This is a genomic window from Luedemannella flava (assembly GCF_039528515.1).
GTDB classification, from domain to species: domain Bacteria; phylum Actinomycetota; class Actinomycetes; order Mycobacteriales; family Micromonosporaceae; genus Luedemannella; species Luedemannella flava.
This window is the reverse complement of record NZ_BAAALT010000206.1, coordinates 1-25,878: the sequence shown is the minus strand read 5'-3', so window position 1 is coordinate 25,878 and position 25,878 is coordinate 1. Positions and strand designations below refer to the sequence as shown.

At 73.1% G+C, this 25,878-nt stretch carries 29 protein-coding genes; 16 read left to right on the top strand and 13 right to left on the bottom strand.

The window, feature by feature from the left end:
• From ABD211_RS26135 to purE, 3 genes are all read left to right on the top strand, one after another.
• Positions 1-1,735: SCO7613 C-terminal domain-containing membrane protein (locus tag ABD211_RS26135; RefSeq protein WP_425560534.1), on the top strand; the 1,735-nt coding region annotated here is incomplete at its 5' end.
• Between the two features lie 24 nt (positions 1,736-1,759).
• On the top strand, positions 1,760-2,959 hold the full coding sequence (locus ABD211_RS26130; RefSeq protein WP_344137348.1) for a 5-(carboxyamino)imidazole ribonucleotide synthase: 1,200 nt from the start codon (positions 1,760-1,762) through the stop codon (positions 2,957-2,959).
• Entirely contained in the window at positions 2,956-3,444 is a 489-nt protein-coding gene (purE, locus tag ABD211_RS26125) for a 5-(carboxyamino)imidazole ribonucleotide mutase (RefSeq protein ID WP_344137351.1), read from the top strand. Before ABD211_RS26130 ends, purE begins: the two co-directional genes overlap by 4 nt.
• A gap of 476 nt (positions 3,445-3,920) precedes the next feature.
• Here the strand turns inward: purE and ABD211_RS26120 are convergent, their stop codons facing one another.
• Both ABD211_RS26120 and ABD211_RS26115 read right to left on the bottom strand, forming a co-directional pair.
• A complete protein-coding gene (locus ABD211_RS26120; RefSeq protein ID WP_344137345.1) occupies positions 3,921-5,993 on the bottom strand; it encodes a thioredoxin domain-containing protein in 2,073 nt (690 codons plus the stop codon).
• Positions 5,994-6,017: 24 nt separating this feature from the next.
• Entirely contained in the window at positions 6,018-6,476 is a 459-nt protein-coding gene (locus ABD211_RS26115) for a type IV pilin protein (protein WP_344137342.1), read from the bottom strand.
• A gap of 145 nt (positions 6,477-6,621) precedes the next feature.
• Between ABD211_RS26115 and ABD211_RS26110 the strand changes: the two genes are divergently transcribed.
• Entirely contained in the window at positions 6,622-7,698 is a 1,077-nt protein-coding gene (locus ABD211_RS26110; protein ID WP_344137339.1) for a hypothetical protein, read from the top strand.
• On the opposite strand, the gene ABD211_RS26105 is transcribed toward ABD211_RS26110, so the two are convergent.
• Positions 7,685-8,254: a TetR/AcrR family transcriptional regulator gene (locus ABD211_RS26105; RefSeq protein ID WP_344137336.1), complete on the bottom strand. Its 570-nt coding sequence runs from the start codon at positions 8,252-8,254 to the stop codon at positions 7,685-7,687. The two genes, ABD211_RS26110 and ABD211_RS26105, sit on opposite strands and share 14 nt — an antisense overlap.
• A 51-nt stretch (positions 8,255-8,305) precedes the next feature.
• Between ABD211_RS26105 and ABD211_RS26100 the strand changes: the two genes are divergently transcribed.
• Complete coding sequence (locus ABD211_RS26100) at positions 8,306-9,568, top strand: NAD(P)/FAD-dependent oxidoreductase (protein ID WP_344137333.1); 1,263 nt, start codon at positions 8,306-8,308, stop codon at positions 9,566-9,568.
• Positions 9,569-9,639: 71 nt separating this feature from the next.
• Here ABD211_RS26100 and ABD211_RS26095 read toward each other — a convergent pair whose 3' ends face one another.
• The 3 genes from ABD211_RS26095 to mca are packed head-to-tail and all read right to left on the bottom strand — an operon-like array spanning position 9,640 to position 11,063.
• A complete protein-coding gene (locus ABD211_RS26095; RefSeq protein ID WP_344137330.1) occupies positions 9,640-9,834 on the bottom strand; it encodes a hypothetical protein in 195 nt (64 codons plus the stop codon).
• A 44-nt stretch (positions 9,835-9,878) separates the two neighbouring features.
• On the bottom strand, positions 9,879-10,106 hold the full coding sequence (locus ABD211_RS26090) for a hypothetical protein (RefSeq protein ID WP_344137327.1): 228 nt from the start codon (positions 10,104-10,106) through the stop codon (positions 9,879-9,881).
• Between the two features lie 51 nt (positions 10,107-10,157).
• Positions 10,158-11,063, bottom strand: a complete 906-nt coding sequence (mca, locus tag ABD211_RS26085; RefSeq protein WP_344137324.1) for a mycothiol conjugate amidase Mca — start codon at positions 11,061-11,063, stop codon at positions 10,158-10,160.
• A 69-nt stretch (positions 11,064-11,132) separates the two neighbouring features.
• Between mca and ABD211_RS26080 the strand changes: the two genes are divergently transcribed.
• Positions 11,133-11,558: a DUF4307 domain-containing protein gene (locus ABD211_RS26080; protein ID WP_344137321.1), complete on the top strand. Its 426-nt coding sequence runs from the start codon at positions 11,133-11,135 to the stop codon at positions 11,556-11,558.
• Between the two features lie 112 nt (positions 11,559-11,670).
• On the top strand, positions 11,671-12,171 hold the full coding sequence (gene greA / locus ABD211_RS26075; protein WP_344137318.1) for a transcription elongation factor GreA: 501 nt from the start codon (positions 11,671-11,673) through the stop codon (positions 12,169-12,171).
• A gap of 419 nt (positions 12,172-12,590) precedes the next feature.
• Here the strand turns inward: greA and ilvA are convergent, their stop codons facing one another.
• Positions 12,591-13,916, bottom strand: coding sequence for a threonine ammonia-lyase (gene ilvA, locus ABD211_RS26070; protein ID WP_344137315.1), 1,326 nt, complete (start codon positions 13,914-13,916; stop codon positions 12,591-12,593).
• Between the two features lie 57 nt (positions 13,917-13,973).
• On the opposite strand from ilvA, the gene ABD211_RS26065 reads away from it, so the two are divergent.
• A complete protein-coding gene (locus ABD211_RS26065) occupies positions 13,974-14,459 on the top strand; it encodes an NUDIX hydrolase (protein ID WP_425560533.1) in 486 nt (161 codons plus the stop codon).
• 51 nt (positions 14,460-14,510) lie between these two features.
• On the opposite strand, the gene ABD211_RS26060 is transcribed toward ABD211_RS26065, so the two are convergent.
• Both ABD211_RS26060 and ABD211_RS26055 read right to left on the bottom strand, forming a co-directional pair.
• Positions 14,511-15,902, bottom strand: a complete 1,392-nt coding sequence (locus ABD211_RS26060; RefSeq protein WP_344137309.1) for an amidase — start codon at positions 15,900-15,902, stop codon at positions 14,511-14,513.
• A gap of 50 nt (positions 15,903-15,952) precedes the next feature.
• Positions 15,953-17,089 (bottom strand): cystathionine gamma-synthase, encoded by a 1,137-nt coding sequence (locus tag ABD211_RS26055; RefSeq protein ID WP_344137305.1) that lies wholly within the window; start codon positions 17,087-17,089, stop codon positions 15,953-15,955.
• Between the two features lie 110 nt (positions 17,090-17,199).
• Here ABD211_RS26055 and ABD211_RS26050 point away from each other — a divergent pair, with 110 nt between their 5' ends.
• From ABD211_RS26050 to ABD211_RS26025, 6 genes are all read left to right on the top strand, one after another.
• Positions 17,200-17,619, top strand: coding sequence for an HIT family protein (locus ABD211_RS26050; RefSeq protein ID WP_344137302.1), 420 nt, complete (start codon positions 17,200-17,202; stop codon positions 17,617-17,619).
• Between the two features lie 55 nt (positions 17,620-17,674).
• Positions 17,675-17,893 (top strand): Arc family DNA-binding protein, encoded by a 219-nt coding sequence (locus ABD211_RS26045; RefSeq protein WP_344137299.1) that lies wholly within the window; start codon positions 17,675-17,677, stop codon positions 17,891-17,893.
• Entirely contained in the window at positions 17,890-18,282 is a 393-nt protein-coding gene (locus ABD211_RS26040; RefSeq protein ID WP_344137296.1) for a type II toxin-antitoxin system death-on-curing family toxin, read from the top strand. The genes ABD211_RS26045 and ABD211_RS26040 overlap by 4 nt, the downstream gene beginning before the upstream one ends.
• Positions 18,283-18,369: 87 nt before the next feature.
• Positions 18,370-19,038 (top strand): peptide-methionine (S)-S-oxide reductase MsrA, encoded by a 669-nt coding sequence (gene msrA, locus ABD211_RS26035; protein WP_344137293.1) that lies wholly within the window; start codon positions 18,370-18,372, stop codon positions 19,036-19,038.
• A 9-nt stretch (positions 19,039-19,047) separates the two neighbouring features.
• A complete protein-coding gene (locus ABD211_RS26030; protein ID WP_344137289.1) occupies positions 19,048-19,662 on the top strand; it encodes a hypothetical protein in 615 nt (204 codons plus the stop codon).
• A 439-nt stretch (positions 19,663-20,101) separates the two neighbouring features.
• Positions 20,102-21,217 carry a hypothetical protein gene (locus ABD211_RS26025; protein ID WP_344137286.1) on the top strand — a complete coding sequence of 372 codons (1,116 nt, stop codon included), beginning with the start codon at positions 20,102-20,104 and terminating at the stop codon, positions 21,215-21,217.
• A gap of 9 nt (positions 21,218-21,226) precedes the next feature.
• Here the strand turns inward: ABD211_RS26025 and ABD211_RS26020 are convergent, their stop codons facing one another.
• Both ABD211_RS26020 and ABD211_RS26015 read right to left on the bottom strand, forming a co-directional pair.
• A complete protein-coding gene (locus ABD211_RS26020; protein ID WP_344137283.1) occupies positions 21,227-21,526 on the bottom strand; it encodes a 4a-hydroxytetrahydrobiopterin dehydratase in 300 nt (99 codons plus the stop codon).
• Positions 21,527-21,663: 137 nt separating this feature from the next.
• Positions 21,664-22,104 (bottom strand): hypothetical protein, encoded by a 441-nt coding sequence (locus tag ABD211_RS26015; protein WP_344137280.1) that lies wholly within the window; start codon positions 22,102-22,104, stop codon positions 21,664-21,666.
• 160 nt (positions 22,105-22,264) lie between these two features.
• Here ABD211_RS26015 and ABD211_RS26010 point away from each other — a divergent pair, with 160 nt between their 5' ends.
• A complete protein-coding gene (locus ABD211_RS26010) occupies positions 22,265-23,194 on the top strand; it encodes a S1C family serine protease (RefSeq protein WP_344137277.1) in 930 nt (309 codons plus the stop codon).
• On the opposite strand, the gene ABD211_RS26005 is transcribed toward ABD211_RS26010, so the two are convergent.
• Both ABD211_RS26005 and ABD211_RS26000 read right to left on the bottom strand, forming a co-directional pair.
• Positions 23,191-24,561: a cystathionine beta-synthase gene (locus tag ABD211_RS26005; protein ID WP_344137274.1), complete on the bottom strand. Its 1,371-nt coding sequence runs from the start codon at positions 24,559-24,561 to the stop codon at positions 23,191-23,193. The two genes, ABD211_RS26010 and ABD211_RS26005, sit on opposite strands and share 4 nt — an antisense overlap.
• Before the next feature lie 19 nt (positions 24,562-24,580).
• Positions 24,581-24,928 carry a YkvA family protein gene (locus ABD211_RS26000; RefSeq protein ID WP_344137271.1) on the bottom strand — a complete coding sequence of 116 codons (348 nt, stop codon included), beginning with the start codon at positions 24,926-24,928 and terminating at the stop codon, positions 24,581-24,583.
• 127 nt (positions 24,929-25,055) lie between these two features.
• On the opposite strand from ABD211_RS26000, the gene ABD211_RS25995 reads away from it, so the two are divergent.
• A partial coding sequence (locus ABD211_RS25995) for an SGNH/GDSL hydrolase family protein (protein WP_344137264.1) occupies positions 25,056-25,878 on the top strand: 823 nt, incomplete at its 3' end.

Sequence of the window (25,878 nt, the reverse complement as noted above, 5' to 3'; positions counted from 1 at the left end):
GCTGGCCATGGGCGCCGCCGCGCTCGTCGTGCCGCTGCTCGCCGCCGCGAGCCGCTGGCCGGTCCCGGCCGTGGCCGTGGCCGACGACGACACCACGCCCCGGGCCGAGTCGGCGGATGCCGAACCAACGGCCGAGCCGCTCGACGTGGAGACCGGGCAGCCGGTGCGGGCCTGGCTCACGTACGCCGTGGCGGGCGTGGGGCTCGGCGCGTTCGCCGTGGTCCTGGCCGCGCTGCCGGCGTGGAGCACGGCCGGCATCTACGCCGCCGTGGCCACGCTCATCGCGGCGGCCGCCACGGCCACCATGCCGATGATCAGGCTGCGCCAGGGCGCCACCCTGCCCACGAACCGGGCCACCGCGCTCGTGGCGACCGCCGGGCCGCCCGCGATCATCGCGGTCGGCGCGAGCGCGCCGGCCTGGCTCACCGCCCTGTTCGGGCCGTACCAGACGCTGCGGGCGCCCTGGACCGGCTACGCCGACACGCCACTGCCGCCGAACGCGGAGGCGGCCGCGATCACACTCGCGCTGCTCACATTTGCCGCCGGGGCCGCCGCGCTGGCGCTGGGCGGGCGCCGGTACGTGTTCGCCGCCGCGTTGCCGCCGGCCGCCGCGTTCCTGCTGGTCCTGCCGACCGCGCTGCACGCGCCCCGGCCCGTCACCGCGTGGGTGGCGTTCATCATCGCCCTGGCCACCGGCCTCGGCGCGGCCCTGGTCCGGCCGACCGTGCCAGCCGCCACCAAGCAGCTGCGCACGACCGCCGGGATCATCTGTGCGCTCACCGGCGCGGCGGGTATCGCGGGCAGCCTCGCCACGCACACCGCCACCCTCGTGGGCCTCGGCATCGCCGCGTTCGCGGCCGGCCTCATCGCCCTCCTGGGCCGCGACCCCGTGGTGCGCCGGGTGGCGTGGCTGGTCGCCAGCGCCGCCGCCCTGGCCCTGCCCGTCACCGCCGCGGCCGCGGTGGGCACGTCGCTGCGGACCAGCGCGTTCGGCGTACTGGCCGTGGCGGCGGTGCTCGTCGGGCTGTCGTGGGTGCTGGCCCGGCCCGCCATGGCGGCCAACCGGCCCGGCGAGGCGGCCGTGGTCGAGCTGGGCGCCTACGTCGGCTCGGCGTTCGCGCTGCTGCTCACGCTCGACTCGCTGCGGTACACGGCGGCCGTGCTCATGGTGTGGGGAATCCTGCTCGGGGCGGCGGCGCTGCGCCGCGACCGGACGGCACAGGTGCGCATCCGGCTCGTCCTCGGCGCGTGCCTCGCCGAGCTGGGCGCGGTCTGGCTGCTCATGGCGGCCGCCGACGTGGCGGTCATCGAGGCGTACACGGTGCCGTTCGCGCTCGTGGCCGTCATCGCGGGCGCCATCGAGCTGCGCTACCGGGAGGACCTGTCGAGCTGGCTCGCCTACGGGCCGGCGCTGGCCGCCGGGTTCCTGCCGACCCTGCTGCTCGCCGTGGTCGGCGAGGGCGAGCTGTGGCGGCGCGTCGCGCTGTTCATCGCGGGCGTCGCGGTGCTCGCCCTCGGGGCGCAGCTCCAACTGCGGGCGCCGACCGTGATCGGCGCGGCCGTGGCGATCATCGTGGCGCTGCACGAGCTGGTGCTGCTGGCGCTCAACAGCTCCGTCGCCGGGTACTTCGTCTTCGCGCTCGGCGGCCTGCTCCTGCTCGGCCTGGGCGCCACGTTCGAGAAGCGCCGCCGTGACGTGGTCCGCATCCGGGGACGCCTCCGCCAGATGTCGTAATCGGGCCGGATACGCTGGGCGGCAATGGACCCCAGAACGGATCTTCCCGTGGTCGGCATGGTGGGCGGCGGGCAGCTCGCCCGCATGACCCACCAGGCCGCGATCGCCCTCGGCCAGTCGCTGCGCGTCCTCGCCGTGAATCCCGACGACGGGGCCGCGCTGGTCGCGGCCGACACCCACCTGGGCAGCCACACCGACATCGAGGCGCTGCGCCGGTTCGCCAAGGGCTGCGACGTGGTCACGTTCGACCACGAGCTCGTGCCCGGCGACCTGATCCGCGCGCTCGCCGCCGAGGGCGTCCCCGTGCGGCCCGGCGCGGAGGCGCTGCGGTTCGCGCAGGACAAGGGCGCCATGCGGGAGCGGCTGTCCGCCCTCGGCGCCCCGGTGCCGCGCTGGCGGCGGCTCCCGTCGGCCGGCGCGGACGCCGAGCTGGTCGAGTTCGCCGCCCTGGTGGGCGGCTTCCCCGTGATCGGCAAGTCCACGACCGGCGGGTACGACGGCCGCGGCGTGTGGGTCTGGGACTCCGTCGCCGACGCCACCGCCGTGCTCGACGCCGGGGTCGAGCTGATCGTCGAGGAGCGGGTCGCGCTCAAGCGGGAGCTGGCCGCCGTCGTGGCGCGCTCGCCGTGGGGCCAGGTCGCCGCCTACCCGGTCGTCGAGACCGTGCAGGAGGGCGGCATCTGCGTCGAGGTGATCGCGCCGGCGCCGGGGCTCGACCCCGACCGGGCCGTGACGGCGCAGGAGCTCGCCATCCGGATCGCCACCGAGCTGGGCGTCGTGGGCGTACTCGCGGTGGAGCTGTTTGAGACCGTCGACGGGGAGCTGCTCGTCAACGAGCTGGCCATGCGGCCGCACAACTCGGGCCACTGGACCATCGAGGGGGCGCGCACCTCGCAGTTCGAGCAGCACCTGCGGGCCGTGCTCGACTACCCGCTCGGCGACACGAGCCTCGCCGCGCCCGTCGTGGTGATGGCGAACGTGCTCGGTGGCGCGGCCGGCGGGATGGGCATCGACGAGCGGGTGCACCACCTGTTCGCCGCCGACCCGGCCGTGAAGGTGCACCTCTACGGCAAGCAGGTCCGGCCCGGCCGCAAGATCGGCCACGTCACCGCGCTCGGCGACGACCTCGCCACGGTCCGCGCCCGGGCCGCCAGGGCGGCCCGCTGGCTGCGCGACGGCGAGGGCGAGATCGACCCCCACCACCAACCCGCTAGGACACACTGATGGACGTTGGCGTGATCATGGGGAGCGACTCGGACTGGCCGACCATGAAGGCGGCCGCCGAGGCGCTCGACGAGTTCGGCATCAGCCACGAGGTACGCGTCATCTCCGCGCACCGCACCCCCCTGGCCATGCTGGAGTACGCCGGCACCGCCGCCGACCGTGGCCTGAAGGTCATCATCGCGGGGGCGGGCGGCGCGGCCCACCTGCCCGGCATGGTCGCGAGCGCCACCCCGCTGCCGGTGATCGGCGTCCCGGTCCCGCTCAAATACCTCGACGGCATGGACTCCCTGATGTCCATCGTCCAGATGCCGGCCGGCATCCCGGTCGCCACGGTCTCCATCGCCGGCGCCCGCAACGCCGGCCTCCTCGCGGCCCGCATCCTCGGCGCGACGGACCCGGCCCTCCGCACCCGCATGGCGTCCTTCCAGGACTCCCTCCGCACGATGGTCGAGGAGAAGGACCGCACGCTCCGCGCCTCCTTGTAACGCCCGCACCTTGGGACGCGCGCCGGGGCGGAAAGATCGCCATCTGCCGTACGAGTGCGCACCCCGATCGACCATCGCCGACGCGTGCGCACTTGTGATCGCTGAACGCGGTACAGACGCGCAGTCCGGGTAACCGATAAGCGACAAATCATCCCGCCGTTGCCGCGAAGATCGCCGTCTCGTGTCCAGGAGTGCAGCCCAGCTGCATTCCTGTACACGAAACCGGAATCATGAACGCGTTGCGGCGCTCCGTAACTGTCCAAATCATCGGGCCCGGGCCAGGCGCCCTGGAGGCGCGAAAATGGCGGCAGTGTGTGGCCGTTGACCAGGGCGGGCGGCCTATTTTCGAGTCAACGTCGGCGGATCCCGCGATGCGGGTCGGCGCCGCCGGTCGTGTGCAGTTTCCCGGCCCCGGAACGCCTGCCCAGTGACGCGGGCAGCGAAAGGCGGTCGGGGCTCACTCGCCCCGGGCGCGGTCAGCGGGTGGTGGCGAGTGTGGCGGTGAGGGCGTCCACAGTGGTCACGGGGGCGTCGCAGACGAAGCCCCGGCAGACGTAGGCCGTCGGGGCGCCGTCGCGGAGCGGGCGGGACGCCAGGAGCGGGACGCCTTCCGCGTCAGGCGCGCCGATGACGATCACCGCGCCGGGTGGGGCGAGGCGCAGCGCCGCCAGGGCCAGTGGGGAGTCGCCGGACGGGTCCGCGACCGCGATCTCGATCGGGCCGGAGAGCAGAGCCTCGGCCGTCGCGGCCGCGTAGCCCGCGTAGCGGGGGTGCTTGAGGATCACCGGGGCGACCGTCTCCAGGGCCCGCACGGCCACGTCCCGGTAGGACGGCTCGCCCGCCAGGGCGCTGTAGGACACCAGCGCGGCGACCAGCGCCGACATGCCCGACGGGTACGCGTTGTCGGTCGGGTCGGACGGGCGGGTGACCAGCTTCTCGGCGTCGTCGGCGGTGTCGTAGAAGCCGCCCTCGCCGTCGGCGAAGCGCGCCAACGCGACGTCGAGCACGGTTTTTGCGAGCCCCAGCCAGTGCCCCGAGCCGGTCGCCTGGTGCAGGGCGCAGAACGCCTCCGCCACCGCGCCGTGATCCTCCAGGACGCCGGCCGGCTCGCCGACCGTCCCGCCCAGCGAGGCGCGCCGGAGCCGCCCGTCCACGAGGTGCGTGTCGGCCAGCAGCGTGCCCGCCCGCGCGGCCAGCGCGAGGGCCGCGTCGGCGAGCACGCCGGCATCGGACGCCCCGGCGGCAGATGCGGCAAAGACCCGGGCCGTCGCCGCGAACTCGACGAGCGCCGTGATCGCGAGGCCCGTCCACGAGGAGATGACCTTGTCGTCGCGGGCAGGCTGCGGCCGGGTGGCGCGCGCCGCGCGCAACCGCCCGCGCACCGACGCGATCCGGGCCGCGACCGCCTGGTCGACGTCGTCGATGTCGCGGGCCAGCCGCAGCACGCTGGCGCCCTTCTCGAAGGTGCCCTTCGCGGTGACGCCGAACAGGTCGGCGGCGAACCGGCCGTCCTCCTCGCCCAGCACCTCGATCAGCTCGGCCGGCGTCCAGACGTAGGTCAGCCCCTCCTCGCCGGCGGTGTCCGCGTCGAACGCCGACGCGAGCCCGCCCTCGGCCGTCGCGAACCCGCTCCGCAGGAAGCCGAACGTCTCCCCGGCCACCCGCCCCGCCAGCGCGTCGCCCGTCAACCGCCAGATCATCGAGTACGCCCGCAGCAGCAGCGCGTTGTCGTAGAGCATCTTCTCGAAGTGCGGCACGAGCCAGTGGTTGTCGACGGAGTACCGGGCGAAGCCGCCCTCGAGCTGGTCGTAGAGGCCGCCCCGGGCCATCGCCTCGGCCGTGTGCCGCACGACCTCCAGGGCGCGCGGGTCGCCCGTGCGCTGGTGGTGGCGCAGCAGGAACAGCATCGCCATGTGCGGCGGGAACTTGGGCCCCGGGCTGGGTTCGCCGCGCGCGGCGAGCGGGTCGAAACCGCCGTCCGTCGGGTCGTACTCCCGCAGGAGGCTGGCCGCCGCGGCGTCGAGCAGGGCCGGGGTGATGGTGCCCGACGGCGCGCCGGCGCCCGACAAGCGCGAGCCGGCCAGGGCCTCGACCACCGCGGCGCCCTGCCGCAGGACCGCGTCGCGCTGGTCGCGCCACGCGGCCGACACCGCTTCGACGAGGCGCCCGAAGTCGTCGCGGGGGTAGTACGTGCCGCAGAAGAACGGCTCGCCGTCGGGGGTGGCGAACACGGTCATCGGCCAGCCGCCCTGGCCGGTCATGGCCTGCGTGGCGGTCATGTAGACGGCGTCGACGTCGGGGCGCTCCTCGCGGTCCACCTTGATCGGCACGGTCAGCTCGTTGACGACGGCCGCGATGTCCTCGTCCTCGAACGACTGGTGCGCCATCACATGACACCAGTGGCAGCTCGCGTACCCCACGGAGATCAGCACGGGCACGTCGCGGCGTCTGGCCTCCGCGAAGGCGTCCTCGCCCCACTGCCACCAGTGGACGGGGTTGTCGGCGTGCTGGAGCAGGTATGGCGACGTCGCGCTGCCGAGCCGGTTCACGGCTCAACCTTCCCATACCGCCCGTCAGGGGTTGGGCTGGGTGAGGCACGCGTCGAGGTCGGCGGCCGCGGACACGGCCACCCCGCCGCCCTGCTTGCTGAAGAACTCGTACGTGGCGCCGCCGGAGGTGCTCTGCGCGCACAGCAGGTAGCCGTCGCCACCGTCCGCGAGCGCGTAGCCGACCGCGTTGCCGGCCGTCAGCTTCATGGTGACCGGCGCCAGGTCGGCGGTCTCGAAGGTGATGGTGCCGTCGCTCCGCACGCCGCTCGCCGGGTAGGTCAGGTTCTCGGCGAAGTACCCCTCGATGGCCGTGACGGCGTTGCGCGCGTCGACCTTGGCCGTGGCGTCGACCGCTTCGGCACCGTAGTCCAGATATATCGGAATCGCCACGCCGGCGAGAATACCGATGATCACGCCACCGACCATCAGTTCGATGAACGTGAAGCCGCCCTCGTCGCGCCCGAGGGTCCTGAACTTCCGCATGCTGGGTCCCGTCTTTGCCCTGGTAGACGACACCATAGGCGAGGAGGGCGCTGCCGCGCTGCCCAGCCTCACCGATGCTTCCTCAGTTACCTGTTGCGGCACCGGAGGCGTTGACGGACGGCCACGGGCGGCTAACGATGGGTGCATGCTGGACGGACTCGACGCGGTCCACTGGGCCGGGCTCAAGCACGCGCACGGCGACGCTACCGACGTTCCCGGCCAGCTTCGTGACCTGCGTTCCCTCGACCCCGAGGCGCGCCGGCAGGCCCGCTGGGCGTTGCACAGCAACATCTTCCACCAAGGGCTGCGGTTCGAGGCGACCGCGCCGGCCGTCCCGTTCCTGCTGGAGCTGCTCGCCGACCCGGCCACGCCGGAGCGCGCCGAGCTGATCGACCTGCTCGTCACCATCGCCATCGGGTACAGCGAGCTGTGGCTGCCCGACGGGCTGTCCATACAGGAACTCAGCCCCGGCCCGGCCCGGGCCGCCTATGACGAGGTGCGCAAGGGTCTGCCGCTGTTCAGGGCGCTGGCCGCGGAGTCGGACGAGGCCCTGCGCACCGCCGCGGCGTACTCGCTGGCGTGGTTCCCGGACGACGCGGCGGGCAGCGTGCCCGTACTCGCGGAGGTAGCGGCGGTGAGTCGCGCGGAGGGTGAGGGGGCCGCGGCGACCGCGCTGGTGGCGCTCGGGCTGCTCGGGGTGGCGCCGGACGGCGACGCGCTCGGCGACGCGCGGCCGTTGGTGCGGCTCGGCGCGGCGATCGCGGCCGTGCGCGTCGCGGGGCACGACGTCGGCCGGGACGCGGTCGAGGAGCTGCTCGTGTGGAGCCGCACGATGACGTACCCCGACCAGCGGTTCCCGTTCCTGGGCGGCGACACGGGCGGGTACGCGGGCCTGGCCCTGCGTCAGGTCGGCCCGCGGCACGAGGAGATCACGTTCACCGGGCTGCTCGACCGGCTGCCCGACGTGCGGGGCGGCGGCGCGCTGCAGGTGGTGACCGAGGCGCTGTGCCTGGCGTTCCCCGACGGTCCCGCGCCCGACGACGCTGCGTTCGACCGCCTCGACGCGCGTCAGCGCGCCCTCGTGCGGGCCCTGGCCGACTCTCCCGAGACCTGGCAGGTCGACGGCCGCGACTTCGGCAACCTGTCCCGGCTCGTCGGCTACTACCGCCTGCCGACCGACAACCAAACCATGCGGGAGTACGCCGGCCTCAGCGCGCGGTGAGCACCCGCAGCACATGGTCGAGGTACGCCCGCCGGGCGTCCTTGCTCGTCGGCAGCTCGTCGGGCGTGGAGTGGGCCAGTTGGGCGTGGCCCAGGTAGGCGCTGTAGGCGAGCAGCGCGCGATGACGCGCCTGCGCCGCCGGTAGGCCGAGGCGACGCAGCAGCGTGGTGATCACGTCGAGGCGGGCGCGGGTGGCCCGGGCCAGCACCGGGGCGACCGCCGGGTGAGCGGGGGTGGCCAGCAGGGCAGGCCCGACCCGGTCGCTCTCGGCCGCGCCGATGACGCGGATGACCAGGGCGCGCAGCTGCACGTCGGGGCCGTCGGCGGCGCCGGTGATCTCCTCGATGACCTCGGTGGTGGTCCGCGCCTCCCAGCGGGCGAGGGCGGCGTCGAGCAGCGCGTCACGGTTGGCGAAGTGCCAGTAGAAGCTGCCCTTCGTGGCGCCCAGGCGGGCGGCGAGCGGCTCGACGGCCACGGCCGGCACGCCGCCCTCGGCGATCGCGGCCAGCGCCGCGTCGATCCAGTCCTCTGTGGTCAGTCGGCGCCGTTGCGTCACGACCATACGCTACCGTACGGTTAACCATACGGATGCGTATGGGAGGCGTTCATGGGGTACGACGTCATCGTGGTGGGTGCCCGCGTGGCCGGGGCGGCGACCGCGCTGCTCCTGGCCCGGCGCGGGCTGAAGGTGCTCATGGTCGACCGGTCGCCGGTCGGCAGCGACACGATCTCCTCACACCAGGTCCAGGTCCCGGGCGTCGCCCGGCTCGCCCGGTGGGGGCTGCTCGACGGCCTCGTGGCCGCCGGCACGCCGCCGACCCGCGAGGTCCGCTTCGACGACGGCTCGACGGTGCTGCGCGGCGCGTTCCCCGCCCTCGACGGGGTCGACGCGCTCTACAGTCCACGCCGGACGGTGCTCGACGCGCTGCTCGTCGACGCCGCGCGGGCCGCCGGCGCCGAGGTGCTGGAGGGGTTCCGGGTCGAGGAGCTGACCTTCGAGGGCGGCCGCGTGACGGGGGTGCGTGGACGGGCCCGGGGCACTAATGCTCTGCTCACCTATACGAGTCACCTCGTCGTCGGCGCCGACGGCAAGCACTCGTCCGTGGCGGAGGCGGTCGCCGCCACCCGCTACCGGCACCGCCCCCCGCTCGCCTTCGCGTCGTACTCCTACTGGTCCGGCGTCCCCATCACGACGGGCGAGATGTACCAGCGCCCCGGCCGGGCCGTCGCCGTCTTCCCCACCAACGACAACCTCACCATGGTGTACGTCGCGACGCCGCTCACCGCCTTCGCCGACGCCCGCGCCGACCTGGAACGCCACTACCTGGCCACCCTCGACCGCTGCGGCGACCTCGGGGAGCGCGTCCGGGCCGGCGAGCGGGCCGAACGCCTGCGCACCACGCCCGACCAGCCCAACGCGTTCCGGACCGCGACCGGCCCGGGCTGGGCGCTGGTCGGCGACGCCGGCGTCGTCCTGGACTCGATCACCGCGCAGGGCATCAGCAACGCCCTGCGCGACGCGGAGCTGCTCGCGACGGCGGTCGCGGACGGGTTCGCGCGCGGCGACCTCGACGGCGCGCTCGCCGGCCATCAGCGCCGCCGCGACGCCGGCCTGCACGCCATGTACGACCTGACCGTCGACATGGCCCGGTTCGCCCCGCCGGGCCTCGGGCAGCGGCACCTGCTCGCCGCGATCGCCGACCGGCCGGCCGAGGTCAGCCGGTTCCTCGGCATGTTCGCGGGCATGGAGTCACCGGCCGCCTACTTCGGCGGGGGCAACCTGCTGCGCATCCTCGGCGCCCGCGGCATCGCACGGCTGGCCGGTGCCGCGGGCCGACTGGCGGCGCGGCGCCTGTGCCCAGGTACGTGACGGCCCGCGCACCCGACCGCCGGAACGCGACGGTGGCCGGCCCGAGCCGGGCCGCCCACCGTGACGAAGCGTCAGATGTTGTTGTGCCAGCCGCGCTTGATGTCGGAGGCGACGCGCGGCCCACCCACCCGGAGCACGTCCCACAACCGGGCCGGCTCGGCGGAGTTGCGCAGGGTGATCCGGTCGCCGACCTTCGCCTTGGGCTCGACCCAGCAGGTGAGCACGCGGTTGTCGGAGCGGAGATCGACCTGGACCAGTGTTGTCATGCGGCGACGATAACGACGGCCCGCCCGGGCCGTCGCGCGATTTCCTACGCGTCGGGCTTGTCCCCGTCGGGTGGCGTGATCGGCGGGATGGCCGGCGACACCGGGACGTCCGACTCGAAGTGGTCCGGCAGCTTGCGCAGCCGCGAGTTCATGTTGCGGATGAGCAGGACCGTGCCGATGACGAGCAGCACAATGATCAGCAGGCCGGTCGGCCCGGCGAGGCCGCCCTCGCGGGTGTCGCCGAAGTCGTTTTCGGCGAGCAGTCGGATCATCGTGGGTCCTCTCTCTGCGCGCCCCTCACGGTACGCCCATCCCCGGACGCGTCAGCCCCGGGCAGGCTCCTCCGCGCAACCGAGCGTCTCCCGTACTCCCGCGAAGAGGTCGTTTTCGGGCAGCGGGGCGTCCACCAGCGAGCGGGCCAGCTCGAACTCCTCGGTCGGCCAGGCCACCTTCTGCAGCTCCAGGGGCACGTGGAACCACGGGCCGTCCGGGTCGACCTGGGTGGCGTGGGCCCGCAGGGCGTCGTCGCGCAGGTGCAGGTAGTCGCCGCAGGGCACCAGCGTCGTGATGCGGTGCGACTTGTCCCAGTCGTCGCCCCACTCCTCGATGCGCTTGGCGTACTCGTCGGCGGCCGGCACGCCGGCGGCGCGCATCGCCTCGTAGAGCGCCTGGAACTTCCGCTTCGAGAAGTTCATGTGGTAGTAGAGCTTCAGCGGCTGCCACGGCGCACCCGCGTCGGGGAACCGGTCGGGGTCGCCGGCCGCCTCGAACGCCGCCACGCTCACCTCGTGCGTGCGGATGTGGTCCGGGTGCGGGTAGCCGCCCTCCTCGTCGTACGTCGTCATGACGTGCGGACGGTGCTCGCGGATCAGCCGGACGAGGCGCTCGGTGGCGACCTCCAGGTCGACGAGGGCGAAGCAGCCCTCCGGCAGCGGCGGCAGCGGGTCGCCCTCCGGCAGGCCCGAGTCGACGAAGCCGAGCCACGCCTGGCGCACGCCGAGGATCTCGCGGGCGGCGTCCATCTCGGCCCGGCGGATCTCCGCGATGTTCTCCAGCACCTCGGGGCGGTCCATCTTCGGGTTGAGCACGCTGCCGCGCTCACCGCCGGTACACGTCACCACCAGCACGTCGACGCCCTCGGCCACATACCGGGCCGAACTCGCGGCGCCCTTGCTGGACTCGTCGTCGGGGTGGGCGTGCACGGCCATGAGGCGCAACTGCTCGGCCACGGGTGCTCCTGTCGTGTGTGAGTCGGGCCCGCCGCCGGCCCGGCCAAGGGACCTGCGACGATGGTGCGCGTGACAGAGGTGCGGGCCACGCCGGTCGACTTTCCCCCCGGCCGGTACGGGCGCCGCCGCGACCCGAACCCCCGGGCACGGTGGGTGCCGGTCGTCGCGGGCCTGCTGGTCATCGCCGCGGGACTGGCGGTGACGGTGAAACTCTACCGACAGTACGGCGTTCCGCCGTACCAGGTCGGGGCCACCTCGGTGACGGAGGTCACCGCCAGGTCCGTGAAGATCTCATTCGAGGTACGGGTCCCCGAGGGCGAGGGCACCCGGTGCACCGTCCGCTCCCGCAACCGGGCCGGGGCCGAGGTGGGCCGCGCCGAGGTGGACCTGCCCGCCGCCGGGCCGCAGGCCCGGACGGTCCGCGGCGGCACCGTGCTGACCACCACTGACCAGCCCTTCTATTCCGAGGTCCTCGGCTGCGGCCCTGCCCGTTGACGTACCCGGATAGTGCCCCGCGCTGGTAGCCTGGAGGATCTGGCTCAGCCGGAAGGGTGCCTTCTGCTGTCCAGAGCCCCAGGTCAGTCCCCTATCCGCCCGAGGAGCTCCCGTGTCCACGACCGATCGCGCAACACACGCGAACTGGCTCTCCCAGGACGCGCACGACCGACTCCAGGCCGAGCTCGCCGAGTTGATCGCTCAGCGACCGGCTGTCGCCGCCGAGATCAACGCGCGACGCGAGGAAGGCGATCTTCGGGAGAACGGCGGCTACCACGCCGCCCGCGAGGAGCAGGGCAAGGCCGAGCACCGCATCCGCTACCTGACGGAGTTCCTGCGCACCGCGCAGGTCGGCGACGCGCCTACCACGGACGCGGTCGCCCCCGGCACGGTCATCACGATCCACTTCGACAACGACCCGGCCGACACCGAGACCTTCCTGCTCGGCTCCCGGGAGATCGCGGCCAGCACGGACCTGACCGTCTACAGCCCCGCCTCGGCGCTGGGCCAGGCGATCACCGGCGCGAAGCGCGGCGACGTCGTGTCGTACACGGCCCCGAACGGCGCCACGATCAGCGTCACGGTCGTCGCCATCGAGCCCTTCGAGGGCTGACGCCGCACAGTTCGCCCCGCTCACACCCGCCACCTGGGCACATCTGGCTAGCCGTGCGCCGCCAGTCGTGCACATCCGGCGGACGCCGCATGCCTCCAACCTCACTTCTGGCGGACGCGCGTCACCGCAACCCTCGCCATATGTGCACAGTTGGCGAGGTGGCGGGGCCCGCAGCCCGCCACCTGTGAGCTTCTGGCGACGGGTGGCCCGGCTAGGCCCCGCCAGATGTGCGCTTATGGCGGGACGGAGGGCCACCCCGCCCGCCAGATGTGAGCTTCTGGCGAGCGCGAGGGGCCCTGACCTCGCCAGATGCGCACTTTTGGCGGGAGCCCAACGCCCGGCGCCCGCCAGATGTGAGCTTCTGGCGAGCGCGAGGGGCCCTGACCTCGCCAAAAGCGCACATCTGGTGGGGCGGGCCGCTACTCCGGGGTGACCGTGTAGCCGGCGGCGCGGAGGGCCTGGATCAGGTGGTCGGAGTGCTCGGAGCCGCGCGTCTCGACCGCCAGGCCGACCTCCACCTCGCCCAGCCGTAGGCGCTGGTCGTGACGCTGGTGCTCGACGTCGACCACGTTCGCGCCCTGGTGGGCGATCTCCGAGAGCAGCGCGGCGAGCTGCCCGGGGCGGTCGCCGCAGCGGACCCGGATCCGCAGGTAGCGGCCCGCCGCCGCGAGCCCGTGCTCGATCACCCGCAGCATCAGCAGCGGGTCGATGTTGCCGCCGGTGAGCAGGATGACGACGGGCGGCTTGACGTCCACGACGCCGGCCATCACCGCGGCGACGCCGACAGCGCCGGCCGGCTCGACGACGAGCTTGCTGCGCTCCAGGAGCATGAGGAGCGCGCGGGAGATGTCCTCCTCGGTGACCGTGACGACCTCGTCGACGGTCTTGCTGAGGTGCGCGAAGGTGACGTCGCCGGGCCGACCCACCGCGATGCCGTCCGCGATCGTGGACATGTTGGCCAGCCGGACCGGGTGGCCCGCGGCCAGCGATGCCGGCACGGCGGCGGCGCCCACGGCCTGCACCCCGATGAGCCGGATGTCCGGTTTACGCGCCCGGAAGGCCACCCCCAGGCCGGAGATGAGTCCGCCGCCGCCCACGCCGACGATCACCGTGGCGACGTCGGGGCACTGCTCCAGGATCTCCAGGGCGACCGTGCCCTGGCCCGCGATCACGTCCGGGTGGTCGAAAGGGTGGATCAGCACGGCGCCGGTACGCCGTTCGAAGGCCTCCGCCTCGACCAGCGCCTCGTCGATCGTGTCGCCGCTGAGGTGGATCGTGGCGCCGTACCCCCGGGTTGCGGCGATCTTGGGAAGCGGCGCGCCGACCGGCATGAACACCGTTGCGGGCGTGCCGAGCAGGCTCGCGGCGACCGCGACGCCCTGCGCGTGGTTGCCGGCGCTGGCCGCGACCACGCCGTTGGCGCGCTCCGCCTCGGTCAACCGGGAGATCCGGGTGTACGCCCCCCGGACCTTGTACGACCCGGCCCGCTGCAGGTTCTCGCACTTGAGCCAGGCCGGCCCGCCGATCCGCGCGGAGAGCGGCCGGCACGGCTCCAGGGGGGTAATCCGCGCGATGCCGGCCAGCCCGCGCTCGGCCGCCTCGATGTCGGCGACGGTGATCAGGTCGGTCGGCGGGGTCCAGTACGCCGGCGCCGCCAGCTCGGCGGCCGGCGCGGCGGCGACCAGCGGCGCCACCGCGCCCTCGGCCGCGACCCGATCGTCGCCTGTCACCCGATCGTCGCTCATTGTCCGATCGTCGCACTCCTGACCGGGCCCGCGCGGGAGGCTGGCACAATGCCAGCCGTGCATCGACCGATCCTCGCCACGCTGGGTTACGTCGTCTCGCCGGAGGGCGACCGGGTGCTCATGGTCCACCGCAACAAGCGCCCGACCGACATCCATTACGGCCACTACAACGGGCTGGGCGGCAAGCTGGAGTCCGATGAGGACGTCGTGACCGGCATCCGTCGCGAGATCTACGAGGAGTCCGGGCTGGTCGCCGACAAGGTGTCGCTGCGCGGCACGATCTCCTGGCCCGGCTTCGGCAAGGGCGGCGAGGACTGGTTCGGCTTCATCTTCCGCGTCGACGCCTGGCGCGGCGAGGCGTACCCGGGCAATGACGAGGGCACGCTGCACTGGGTGAAGATCGCGGACCTGGAGTCGCTGCCCATGTGGGACAGCGACCACCTGTTCCTGCCGATGGTCTTCGACGACGACCCCCGCCCGTTCCACGGCTGGATGCCGTTCCACGCGGGCCGGATGGTCGATTGGAGCTACGTGCGCGCGTAGCGCACACCGACCGGGAGCTACGTGCGCGCGTAGCGCGCACACCGACCGGAGCTACGTCCGGGCCTGAGCGCCGACCCGGGGCCAGCCGGGGGCGTGCGGGCGCCACGGCGCCGCCAGCTCCATCTGCGCGGCGGCCGCGAGGACCAGCAGCTCACTGCCGGGCGGCCCGACGATCTGTACGGCCGCCGGCAGGCCGTCGGCGCGCAGGCCGGCCGGCACCGAGATCGCCGGGAACCCGGCCAGGTTCCACGGCGCGGCGTACGGGGCGTAGCGCATGTTGGCCGCCATGTTGGACCGCCACGACCGGGACGACCAGGCCTCGGCGGCGGGCGGCGGGCCGGCCAGGACGGGCTGCAGCAGCAGGTCGAAGCCGCCGTCGGCGAACCAGGCCTCGCACCGGGTCCGCCAGTCGGCGCGGTCGCTGTCGCGGACGACGCCACGCTTCCAGGCGTGCGCGCCGAGCGCGACGTGCCGGCGGGTGCGCTGCTGCAGGTCGGGCACCCACAGCACCGACGCCTCGCGGTAGGCGATGGCGCACCAGGTGGCGATGCCGAGCAGGCCCAGCTTGGTGGGGTAGACGGGGTCGCTCGACACCGTCTCGTGGCCCAGCGAGACGAGCACCCGGGCGGCCGCGGCGAGCGCCTCGCGGGTGTCGTGGTCGGGCGAGACGCCGGTAACCGGGCTGCGGGTGGAGACGGCGATGCGCAGCGGGTCCGGCTCGACGAGCGGCGCGGGGGTGCGCCCGGCGAGGACGGCGAAGCCCACCGAGACGTCCGCGACGGTGGTGGCCAGGATGCCGTGCTCGGCCAGGCCGAGCCAGTCGGTCACCCCGATGTCGTACGGGACGAGGCCGCGCCCGGGCTTGAACCCGACGAGCCCGCAGGCCGCCGCAGGGATGCGGATCGAGCCGAGCCCGTCGTTGCCGTGCGCCATCGGCACGATGCCGGCCGCGACGGCCGCCGCCGAGCCGCCCGACGAGCCGCCGGCCGTGTGTTCGGGCCGCCACGGGTTGCGGGTCACGCCCGTCTCGTCGTCGGTCGTGCCCCACAGCCCCAGCTCGGGCATGCGGCTCACGCCGAGGACGACCGCGCCCGCGCCGCGCAGCCGGCGTACCACCTCATGGTCGTTGTCGGCCACGGCCGTGCGCGCCGCCGCGGACCCGTGCCACGTCGGCAGGCCGGCTACCGCGGTGTTCTCCTTGACCAGGACGGGCACCCCGGCGAGCGCCAGGTCGGCGAGGTCGGGCTCGGCGTCGACCTGCTCGGCCTCGGCGAGGGCCTCGCCCGCCCGGAGCACCCGGATCGCGTTGATCTCAGGGTCGGCGACGCGGGCGTGCTCGATGTGGTCGGCGAGCACCTCGGTGGCGCGCGCGTCACCGCGGCGCACGGCGCGCGCGATCTGCCGCGCGGTCGCGCCGACCCACGTGGAATGCTGCTCGAGCACGGCGGTCTCCCCTGTCGCCAGCCGACAAATGCCTGCGATGTGCTAACGAGTCAGCGCAGCGCCTGTTCCAGGTCGGCCAGGAGATCGTCGACCGACTCGATGCCGACCGAGAGCCTGACCAGGTCGCCGGGCACCTCCAGCGCCGAGCCGGCCACGGAGGCGTGGGTCATCCGGCCGGGGTGCTCGATGAGCGACTCGACGCCGCCGAGCGACTCGCCGAGGACGAACAGTTTGGCCCGGTTGCACACCTCGATGGCGGCCGCCTCGTCCCGCATCCGGAAGCTGATCATGCCGCCGGAGCGGCGCATCTGCTTCACGGCCGTCTCGTGCCCGGGATGGTCGGGCAGGCCCGGGTAGAGCACGCTTGTCACAGCACGGTGGCCGACCAGGTACTCCACGATGCGTTCGGCGTTGTCGCAGTGGCGGTCCATCCGTACGCCGAGGGTCTTGATCCCGCGCAGGGTGAGCCACGCGTCGAAGGGGCCGCAGACGGCGCCCATGGCGTTCTGGTGGAAGGCGAGCCGCGCGGCGAGGTCGTCGTCGCGGACGACGAGCGCCCCACCGACCACATCGGAGTGGCCGCCGATGTACTTGGTGGTGGAGTGCACGACCACGTCGGCGCCGAGCGCGAGCGGCTGCTGCAGGTAGGGCGACGCGAACGTGTTGTCGACGACGAGCAGCGCGCCGGACTCGCGGGCGAGCGCGGCCAGGCCCGCGATGTCGGCGATGCCGAGCAGCGGGTTCGTCGGCGTCTCCACCCAGATGATCTTCGTCCTCTTGCTGACCGCGGCCCGCGCGGCGTCCAGGTTGGACAGGTGCGCGGGCGTGAACTCCAGGCCCCAGTTCGCGGCGACCTTGGCGAAGAGCCGGAACGTGCCGCCGTAGGCGTCGTCCGGGATCACCACGTGGTCGCCGGGCCGGCAGACCGCGCGCAGCAGCGTGTCCTCGGCGGCCAGGCCGCTGGCGAACGCGAGCCCGTGCCGGCCGCCCTCCAGCGCGGCGAGGCACTCCTGCAGCGCGTCGCGGGTCGGGTTGGCGGTGCGCGAGTACTCGTAGCCCAGGCGCGGCGCGCCGACGGCGTCCTGGGCGTACGTCGACGTCTGGTAGATCGGCGGCACCACGGCGCCGGTGCGGGGGTCGGGCTCCTGCCCCGCGTGGATCGCCAGCGTCTCGAAGCCGAGGGTCACGCTGTCACCTCCGCCGCGCTCCGGCGCCAGCGTGCCTTTGTGCCGACCTGATGATTCGCTCGCTGACGCTCGCTCATTGGTTGAGGCTAGCGCCCGCTAGGGTCGTTGCCGTGGAGGGTTGCCTGTTCTGCGGCGTCGTCGCCGGAGTGCTTGACGTGACACGGGTTGCGGAGGATCCGTCCGGCGTGGCGATCCTCGACCACCGGCCGGTCTTCAAGGGACATGTGCTGGTCGCGCCGCGATCGCACCTGCCGACCCTGGCGGACGTCCCTGTTGCCGATTTGGGTGATTTCTTCGCCTTCGTGCAACGGATCGCCATCGCGGTCGAGTCCGGGCTCGGCGCGGGGGGCACCTTCGTGGCGATGAACAACAAGGTCAGCCAGAGCGTGCCCCACCTGCACGTCCACGTCGTTCCCCGGACCAAGGGCGACGGGCTGCGCGGTTTCTTCTGGCCGCGGACCAGATACACGTCAGAGACAGAATCTTCGGAGTACGCCGCGAAGATCGTGGCCGCGCTCGGGAACGCCTGAGGTTCGTCCGTGGTCCGGCGGTACTAAATCAGTGTTGGATTGGTACTATTGTGGTATGACCGCTGAAACGATCACCACGTCGCTCAAGTTGCCGGCGGACATCTACGAAGCGATCAAAGCCGAGGCCGCCGCCGACCACCGCTCCATCAACGCCGCCATCGTCGTGGCCCTGAGCGAACACGTCCACCGGCGCCAGCGGGCAACCCGGGTCGCCGAAATCGGAGCCGAGATCGCTGACCGACACAGCGAGCTGCTCCGACGGCTGGCCCAGTGACCGCTGACCCGATCGACTACCTCACCGCCGAAGACCTGATCGTTCTGGCCGAGGCGGTCCTCGGCCAGAAACCCGTCGTACGCGACGCTGGCCTGCTCGCCTCAGCCGCCGCCCGTCCCGCCACAGTAGTGTTCGGCGACGTCGCGTACCCGACGCTCTTCGGCAAGGCGGCTGCCCTCCTGTTCTCGGTGTGCCAGAACCACACGCTCCTCGACGGCAACAAACGGCTCGCCTGGGCCGCTGCCGTCACCTTCCTGGCGCTCAACGGCCATCCGGTGCCAGACATCGACGTCGACGCGGCCGAGGCGTTCGTTCTCTCCGTCGCCGACGGCACCCTCACGGAAGTCGTCCAGATCGAGCAGCGGCTCCGCGACCTCTACCCGCGCTGACGCGAAGATCGCCACCGCGCTCGGGAACGCCTGAGGGCCGTCCGTGGTTGTGCCGGGTGCCTTCCTTTCGACTAGCGAGGTGGACACATGTTCCTGCGGTTGCCCGACCCCGTGATGGTCACCCCCGAGCAGGCCCTGCCCGGCCGGACGACGCCGATGCCGGTCGCCGACCGGCACACCGTGCTCGGCACCCCGCTGCGCGGCCCCTGGCCCGCGGGCCTGTCCGTGGCGTACTTCGGGATGGGTTGCTTCTGGGGCGCCGAGCGCCTGTTCTGGCAGCTCCCGGGCGTCCATTCCACGTCCGTTGGCTACCAGGGCGGCTACACGCCCAACCCCACGTACGAGGAGACCTGCACCGGCCGCACCGGCCACACCGAGGCCGTCCAGGTCGTCTACGACCCGTCGAAGATCCAGTACGCCGACCTGCTGAAGGTCTTCTGGGAGAACCACGACCCCACCCAGCGCAACCGCCAGGGCAACGACGTCGGCACCCAGTACCGGTCGGCGATCTACGCCACGACGCCCGAGCAGCTCGCCGAGGCGCAGGCGTCCCGGGAGGCGTTCAACCCGATCGTGCGCTCGGTCGGCGCCGGGGACATCACGACGGAGATCGCCGAGGCCGGCGAGTTCTTCTACGCCGAGGACTACCACCAGCAGTACCTGTCCGACGCCAAGAACCCGGGCGGCTACTGCAACCACGGCCCTAACGGCCTCACCTGCCCGGTCGGGGTCGCCCGGGTGGCAGGCCAGCACTAACCTGACCGTATGCCAGGGCCGGGGGGACGCGTCACGCGCGCGCTTCTCGGCCCGGCGATCGCCTGGCTGGCCGTGGCGTGCGTCGAGGTGATCGACCCGCAGAACGTGTCGCTGCTCGTGTTTGTCGTCCCCCCGTTCGAGGTGGCGCTCTGGCTCGCGGCGGCGGCCATAACGGTGCGCGCGATCCGCGGGTTCCGGGGTTCGACGGCGGTGCGGCTGGTCGCCGCCGTCGGACTGCTGGCCTCGACGATCCAGTTCACCAACTGGTCGGTCTTCGAACCACGCTCGTACTACTGGTCGCACCGGTGGGCCTTCGCGGCCGTGGCGGACGGGGTTCGCGGCGGCACGATCGGGGCGTCCGACGCCTACTACGGCGAGCCATTGCCGTGGCCGCTGCGCGACCTGTCGACCGATGGCCGCGCCGCGGCGATCGGCCGGCATGACGGCCGACCCGTCGTGTTCCTGCCCGCATACCTCGGCATCCCCGACGACGCGGCGGGCTACGTCTTCCACGAGGGCACGCTGCCCGCCGACTTCCCGCTCGACCTCTACGGCGCTGGGGCCTCCCTCAACGGGGCGGTGAACCTGGGCGACGGGTGGTGGTACGTCCGGCCGGGCGCCTGACATGCGAACTGGCCGGACCTGTCGTCAGGACGGGTCCGGTGACGCGTTCTGACGCGCTGGCTCGCCTCCATGACGCGGCGGTTCTGTGGAGTTCCGGCTTGGCGGGCCGGACTGCGTCGTGCGCGCCGCCTGTGATGCGTTGGCCAGCGGCGCAGACGGGCGAACGCTAGCAATGCTGGCCGCACTGCCTCCGGGCGCTCGACAACCGCGAGGTAGAAGCGCTGCTTGAACAAGCCCTTGCCGAGGTCGGCCTGCCCTACGTCATTCATTCCCCACAGTCGTGACGCTGAGGAGTCCGCTCCCGTCGTGATGGCCCGGCGGACACTGTCCGGCGCGAGCTCGACGACGTCTACGACAGGATCGAATACACCAAAGGACAGGCTGACGCGATCCGGCTACGATCCCGCGCATGGCGGGCGGGTGGGACAGTTTTCGGAGCGTGAGTGGCGTTCGGCAACAGAGCCCGGAGAAGGTGGTCCTGGACTTCGGGGCCGGGCCGCGCCCGATCCATGTGTCGACCCGGGTGCTCAACCTCCGACGCGACGCCGACCTCGCGCCCGCGACGGGACCGGTCGACTGGTCCCAGCTCGACGCCCTGCCGGACCTCCTGACCGTCGAGTGGTCCGGGCCCGACCGCGGGATCATCGAGGCGGTCGCCGCGCGGCCGGGCGTCCAGTTCCTGTACTGGCTCGACGCCGTCGGCGACGTGGACCTCACCCCGACGCGGCTGGACACCGTCCGTCTGGGCGGCCCCGACCTGGGCCGGATCCACCTGCCCGACACCGTCAGGACGCTCCTGCTCAAACGCCCGCCCGCCCACCTCACGGTCGAGGCGCCCGACGGCGGCCGGCGCATCGACGTGCGCTTCTTCCACTACGGGTCGGACGTCGTGATCCCCGCCGGCCTGCGGCGCGCGGCGACGCTCTGGCTCCGGGTCGGCGACACAGTGTCAGCGCGCGTCCTGTCCCCACTCACCGACCTGGCCAACCTGACGCTCACCTTCGACGATCCGCCCGGCACCCTCACCGAGCCGGCCGACCTGGACCGCCACGCCGGCCTTCACACGTTGCGGCTCGACAGCGCGTACGGTCTGGATCCGCACGCGCTACCGGACCTGCCGGCGCTGCGGAACCTCAAGCTCAACGGCACCAGGCGCAGGACCGCCAGGGCACTCAAGGCCCGGTTCAAGGGCACCCTCGTCACGGTCGACGTCCGGGGCGCCAAGACCGAGGAGTGGCTCGCCGAGCACATGTTCAACCCGTTCCGCGACTGGGTCGACGAGTCGAAGGCGTTCGGCACCGCCGCCTGCGCGGCGTACAACCGGGCCCGCGCGGCGGCCGACGCGGTCGCGGACGACGACCCCGACCGGCTCGCCGCTCTCGAGGTCGCGCTCCGCGGCCTCGTCACGGACCTGAACGCGATCGACGACAGGTACGAGCTCATCGACACCATCAACCGCGAGCACGCCTGGACCATCTTCCACGATATGGCCTGTGAGCTGCGGGTTCCTCCGGACCTGATCGACGAGTGGTTCGACGCCGACCGTCAGTTCTGAGCGCCCGGCTCACACGGCGGCGGCGATGACCTCGTCGATCTGCGTCGCGAGACGGAGGTCCAGGTCGGTGACGCCGCCCTTGGAGTGGGTGGCGCACGCGAAGGTGAGGGTCCGCCAGCGGATGTCGATGTCGGGGTGGTGGTCCATCTGCTCGGCGATCACGGCGACCCGGTCGACCACCGCGATGGCGGCCAGGAAAGTCGGCAACTTCGCGGTCCGCACGAGAGCGCTGGAGCCGCCCGCCCACGTCCAGCTGTCGAGGGTGGCCAGGGCGGTCGTGACCGCCTCCTCGGAGAGTAGATCCGCCATATCCCCACTGTAGGCGGGAGGTCGGGGGCACGCGGCCGTGTGTGCGCGGGGGAAGGTGAACCGCGTGCCCCCTCCCCTAGGTGCGGCGCGGGCCCGGTGCTCGCCAGAACCGGGCCGGCGCCGCGATGAAAGTCGGATCAGGCGGTGTCGTACGCCCGTCGGTTGAAGCGGTGCCGACCTTCGACGTCCGGGTACCCGCCCAGGCGGGCGCCGTACACGCCCGGCCGACTGGACGCCGCCGCGACGCGGCCGCCGGACGTGACCCCCGGGCGGACGTTGGTCGGGCCGGTGACCGTCGGTGGGGCGGGGCGGGTGGGGCGCTCGTTGAGAGCCACCCGGATGCCCCGGGTCACCTCCTCGTACACGCCCCACGGCGCGCGGGCCGGCCGGTAGGCGGCGGCCTGGGCGCGCTCGGCCAGCCGGCGCGGGCCGCACGGCCATTCCCGGCCGCACCAGACGCACATGTTCTCGGCGGTGTGGTCGCAGTGGCGGCGCAGGATGTGCTGCGCGTCGAGCCAGAGCATCCGGTCGACGACGCCGGCCGGACAGTCGGCCTCGACCACCTGGAACGTTGTCACGATCCTCCCCCTCAGCAAGCCGTAGGTGCTGACGGGGTTCACGCTAGGGCCGCGCGGCGGTTACCCAACGGACCCGATGTGCGATTGATGATTCGACCCGGTTCACGCAGAGCGAAACGATAATGGGCATCAATCCCCGGGTACGGGCGTTGCGCGCCACATGGACGCTGACACTCCCCTCGACGCGTACTCCCAGGTGGTCACCACCGTCGCGGCGGCCGTGCTGCCCACGGTGGCGAGTTTGACCGTCCGCACGGCCCGCGGCGAGGGCGCCGGGTCCGGCGTGCTGTTCACCAGCGACGGGTTCATGCTCACCAGCTCCCATGTGGTCAGTGGTGGATCGGGCGGCACGGCCGAGTTCTCCGACGGCTCCGAGACCCGGTTCGAGGTCGTGGGCGCCGACCCGCTGGCCGACCTCGCGGTGATCCGGGTGGCCGACGCGGGCGCGGGTCGGCCCGCCGCCCTCGGCGACGCGGACGCGCTGCGCATCGGGCAGCTCGTGGTCGCGGTGGGCAACCCGATGGGGCTGGCCGGCTCCGTGACCGCGGGCGTGGTCAGCGCGCTGGGCCGGTCGCTGCCGGTCCGCGACGGGCGCCGCACCAGGCTCATCGACGACGTGATCCAGACCGACGCGGCGCTCAACCCGGGCAACTCGGGCGGCGCGCTGGCCGACGCGGGCGCCCGGGTCGTCGGGGTCAACACCGCCGTCGCGGGAATCGGGCTCGGCCTCGCGGTGCCGATCAACAGCACGACCCGCACCATCATCAGCGAGCTGATCTCCACGGGCCGGGTCCGGCGGGCCTGGCTGGGCGTGGCCGGGGTGCCCGTGCCGCTCGACGCGAACCTCGCCCGCCGGTTCGGGCAGCGGCGCGGCCTGCGGCTGGTCGAGGTGGTGCCGGCCTCGCCCGCGGGCGAGGCCGGCCTCTACGTCGGCGACGTGCTCATCTCGGCCGGCGGGCGCGCCGTGCAGGCCACCCAGGACGTGCAGAAGCTCATGCTGGGCACGGCGATCGGCAACCGCCTGCCCATCACGGTGCTGCGCCGGGGCGCCCTCGTCGACGTGGTCGCCGTACCCACGCCGTTGGCTTAACGGCCCAGGTAGGTCAGCAGGTCCTGCCGGGTCAGCACGCCCGCCGGCTTGCCGTCGATGAGCACGAGCGCGGCGTCGGCCCGCTCCAGCAGGGCCACCGCCTCGCCCACCGGCTGGCCGCCGCCGATCATCGGCAGCGGCGGGCCCAGGTGCCGCTCGACCGTGTCGTGCAGGTGCGCCGCGCCCGTGAACAGGGCGTCCATCAGGGACTTCTCCGCCAACGACCCGGCGATCTCCCCGGTCACCACGGGCGGCTCCGCCTTGAGTACGGGCAACTGCGACACCCCGTACTCGCGCATGAGGTCGATCGCGTCCCGGATCGTCTCCGTGGGATGGACGTGCACCAGGTGCGGCATGGCGACGGCCTTGGCGGCCAGCACCTCGCCCACGGTCGCGCCGGAGGGCCCGCTCGTGTCCAGGAAGCCGTAGCGCGCCATCCAGTCGTCGTTGAAGATCTTCGAGAGGTACCCGCGACCGCCATCGGGCAGCAGCACCACCACGACGTCGTCGGGGCCGGCCCGGCGCGCCACGTCGAGGGCGGCGACCACGGCCATCCCGCACGAGCCGCCGACCAGCAGACCCTCCTCGCGCGCCAGCCGGCGGGTGACCGCGAACGAGTCCTTGTCCGACACCTCGATGATCTCGTCGGCGACGGTCCGGTCGTAGGCGGTCGGCCAGAAGTCCTCGCCGACGCCCTCCACCAGGTAGGGCCGGCCGGTGCCGCCGGAGTAGACGGAGCCCTCGGGGTCGGCCCCGATGACGCGCACGCGCCCTTCCGAGGCCTCCTTCAGGTAGCGGCCCGTGCCGGAGATCGTGCCGCCCGTACCGATGCCCGCGACGAAGTGGGTGATCCGCCCCTCGGTCTGCTTCCACAGCTCGGGACCGGTCGTCTCGTAGTGCGACAGCGGGTTGTTCGGGTTGGAATACTGGTCGGGCTTCCACGCCCCGTCGATCTCGCGGACCAGCCGGTCGGAGACCGAGTAGTACGACCGGGGGTCCTCGGGGGCCACGGCCGTGGGACAGACGACGACCTCCGCGCCGTAGGCGCGCAGCACGTTCTGCTTGTCCTCGCTGACCTTGTCCGGACACACAAAGACGCACTTGTACCCGCGCAGCTGCGCGACCAGGGCCAGGCCCACGCCGGTGTTGCCGCTGGTCGGCTCGACGATCGTGCCGCCCGGGCGCAGCAGCCCGTCCCGCTCGGCGGCGTCGACCATGCGGACAGCGATGCGGTCCTTCACGCTGCCACCGGGGTTGAAATATTCCACTTTGGCCAGCACGGTGGCGGGTAGGCCAGCGGCGACCGAGCGCAGCCGGACCAGGGGGGTGTCCCCGATCAGCTCGACGACGTTCTCGTAATAACGCACGTCACGAGCCTAGTTGGGGTCAGCGGACGACCTTGCCGGGGATGACGGTGTCGCGCCGGCGCTCCCACTCCAGGAACCGCTCGGTCTCGGCGAAGATGGCGCCGGCCAGCCAGGTGGCCACCACGGCGTCGTCGACCAGGCCGAAGACGAACAGCGCCAGCTCGGGCACCAGGTCGATCGGCGAGACGACGTAGAGGCCCGCGGCGGCCATGGCGAGCAGCCGCTTGCCGCCGTCGTACTCCCCGCGCACGGAGGCGAGGATCATTCGCGGGATCGCCGCGAGGCGCTTGCCCACGCCGGGCGTGCCCGGCTTGAAGACGCGCAGGAGGGCCGCGTAGGCCGCCTGCCGGCGCAGGGTCGGTGGCATGTGTACCACGATAACCGCCCGTCACCATGGTCAAACCCGACGAACGGGTGCACCGGGCGCCTCGGTGGCCCGTTTGTAACCGGGGCGAGGCACCATTGACGCAGTCTGAACAGCCAGGAGGTTCGACATGGTCGACGACACCGGGCCCGTCCCGACGCGCAGCGCCCACCCGGCCCGCCGGGTCGCCACCGTCGCGGCCTACACGGGCGGCGCGATCGCCGCGAGCGGCGTCGTGACCGCGGGCGTGCTGGTCGGGCAGGCGTTCCTGGCCCGGATGACCATCCCGGGCGCCGAGGCCCCGCCCCCACGCGCCGACGGCGTGTACGGCCCGGAGCGCCCCGGCGAGCCACTGCGCGTCGCCGTGCTGGGCGACTCGACCGGCGCCGGCTACGGCGTGGCCACCCGCGCGGAGACCACCGGGGCGCTGCTGGCCACCGGCATCGTCATGGCCGCCGACCGGCCCGTGCGGCTGCACTGCCCCGCCGTGGTCGGCGCGACGTCGGCCATGCTCACGCCGCAGGTCGAGGCGGCCGTCGAGCGGGGTGTGGACCTCGCCGTGATCTTCATCGGCGCCAACGACGTCACCAGCAACGCCGGCAGCACCACGGCCGTGCGCCACCTGTTCGAGGCGGTGCACGCGCTGCGCCGGGCGGGCGCCGCGGTCGTCGTGGCCACCTGTCCCGACCTCGGCACGATCCAGCCGATCCGCCCGCCGCTGCGCTGGCTGGCCCGCCGGTGGAGCCGGCAGCTGGCCGCCGCGCAGACGGTGGCCACCGTGGAGGCCGGCGGCCGTACGGTGTCGCTGGGCGACCTGCTCGGTCCCGATTTCGCGGCGGCGCCGGCGCGCATGTTCGGCGCCGACCGCTTCCACCCGTCGGCGGAGGGCTACCGGGCGGCGGTCGCCGCCGTGCTGCCCACCACGCTCGCGGCGCTCGGCCTGCCGGCGGCGA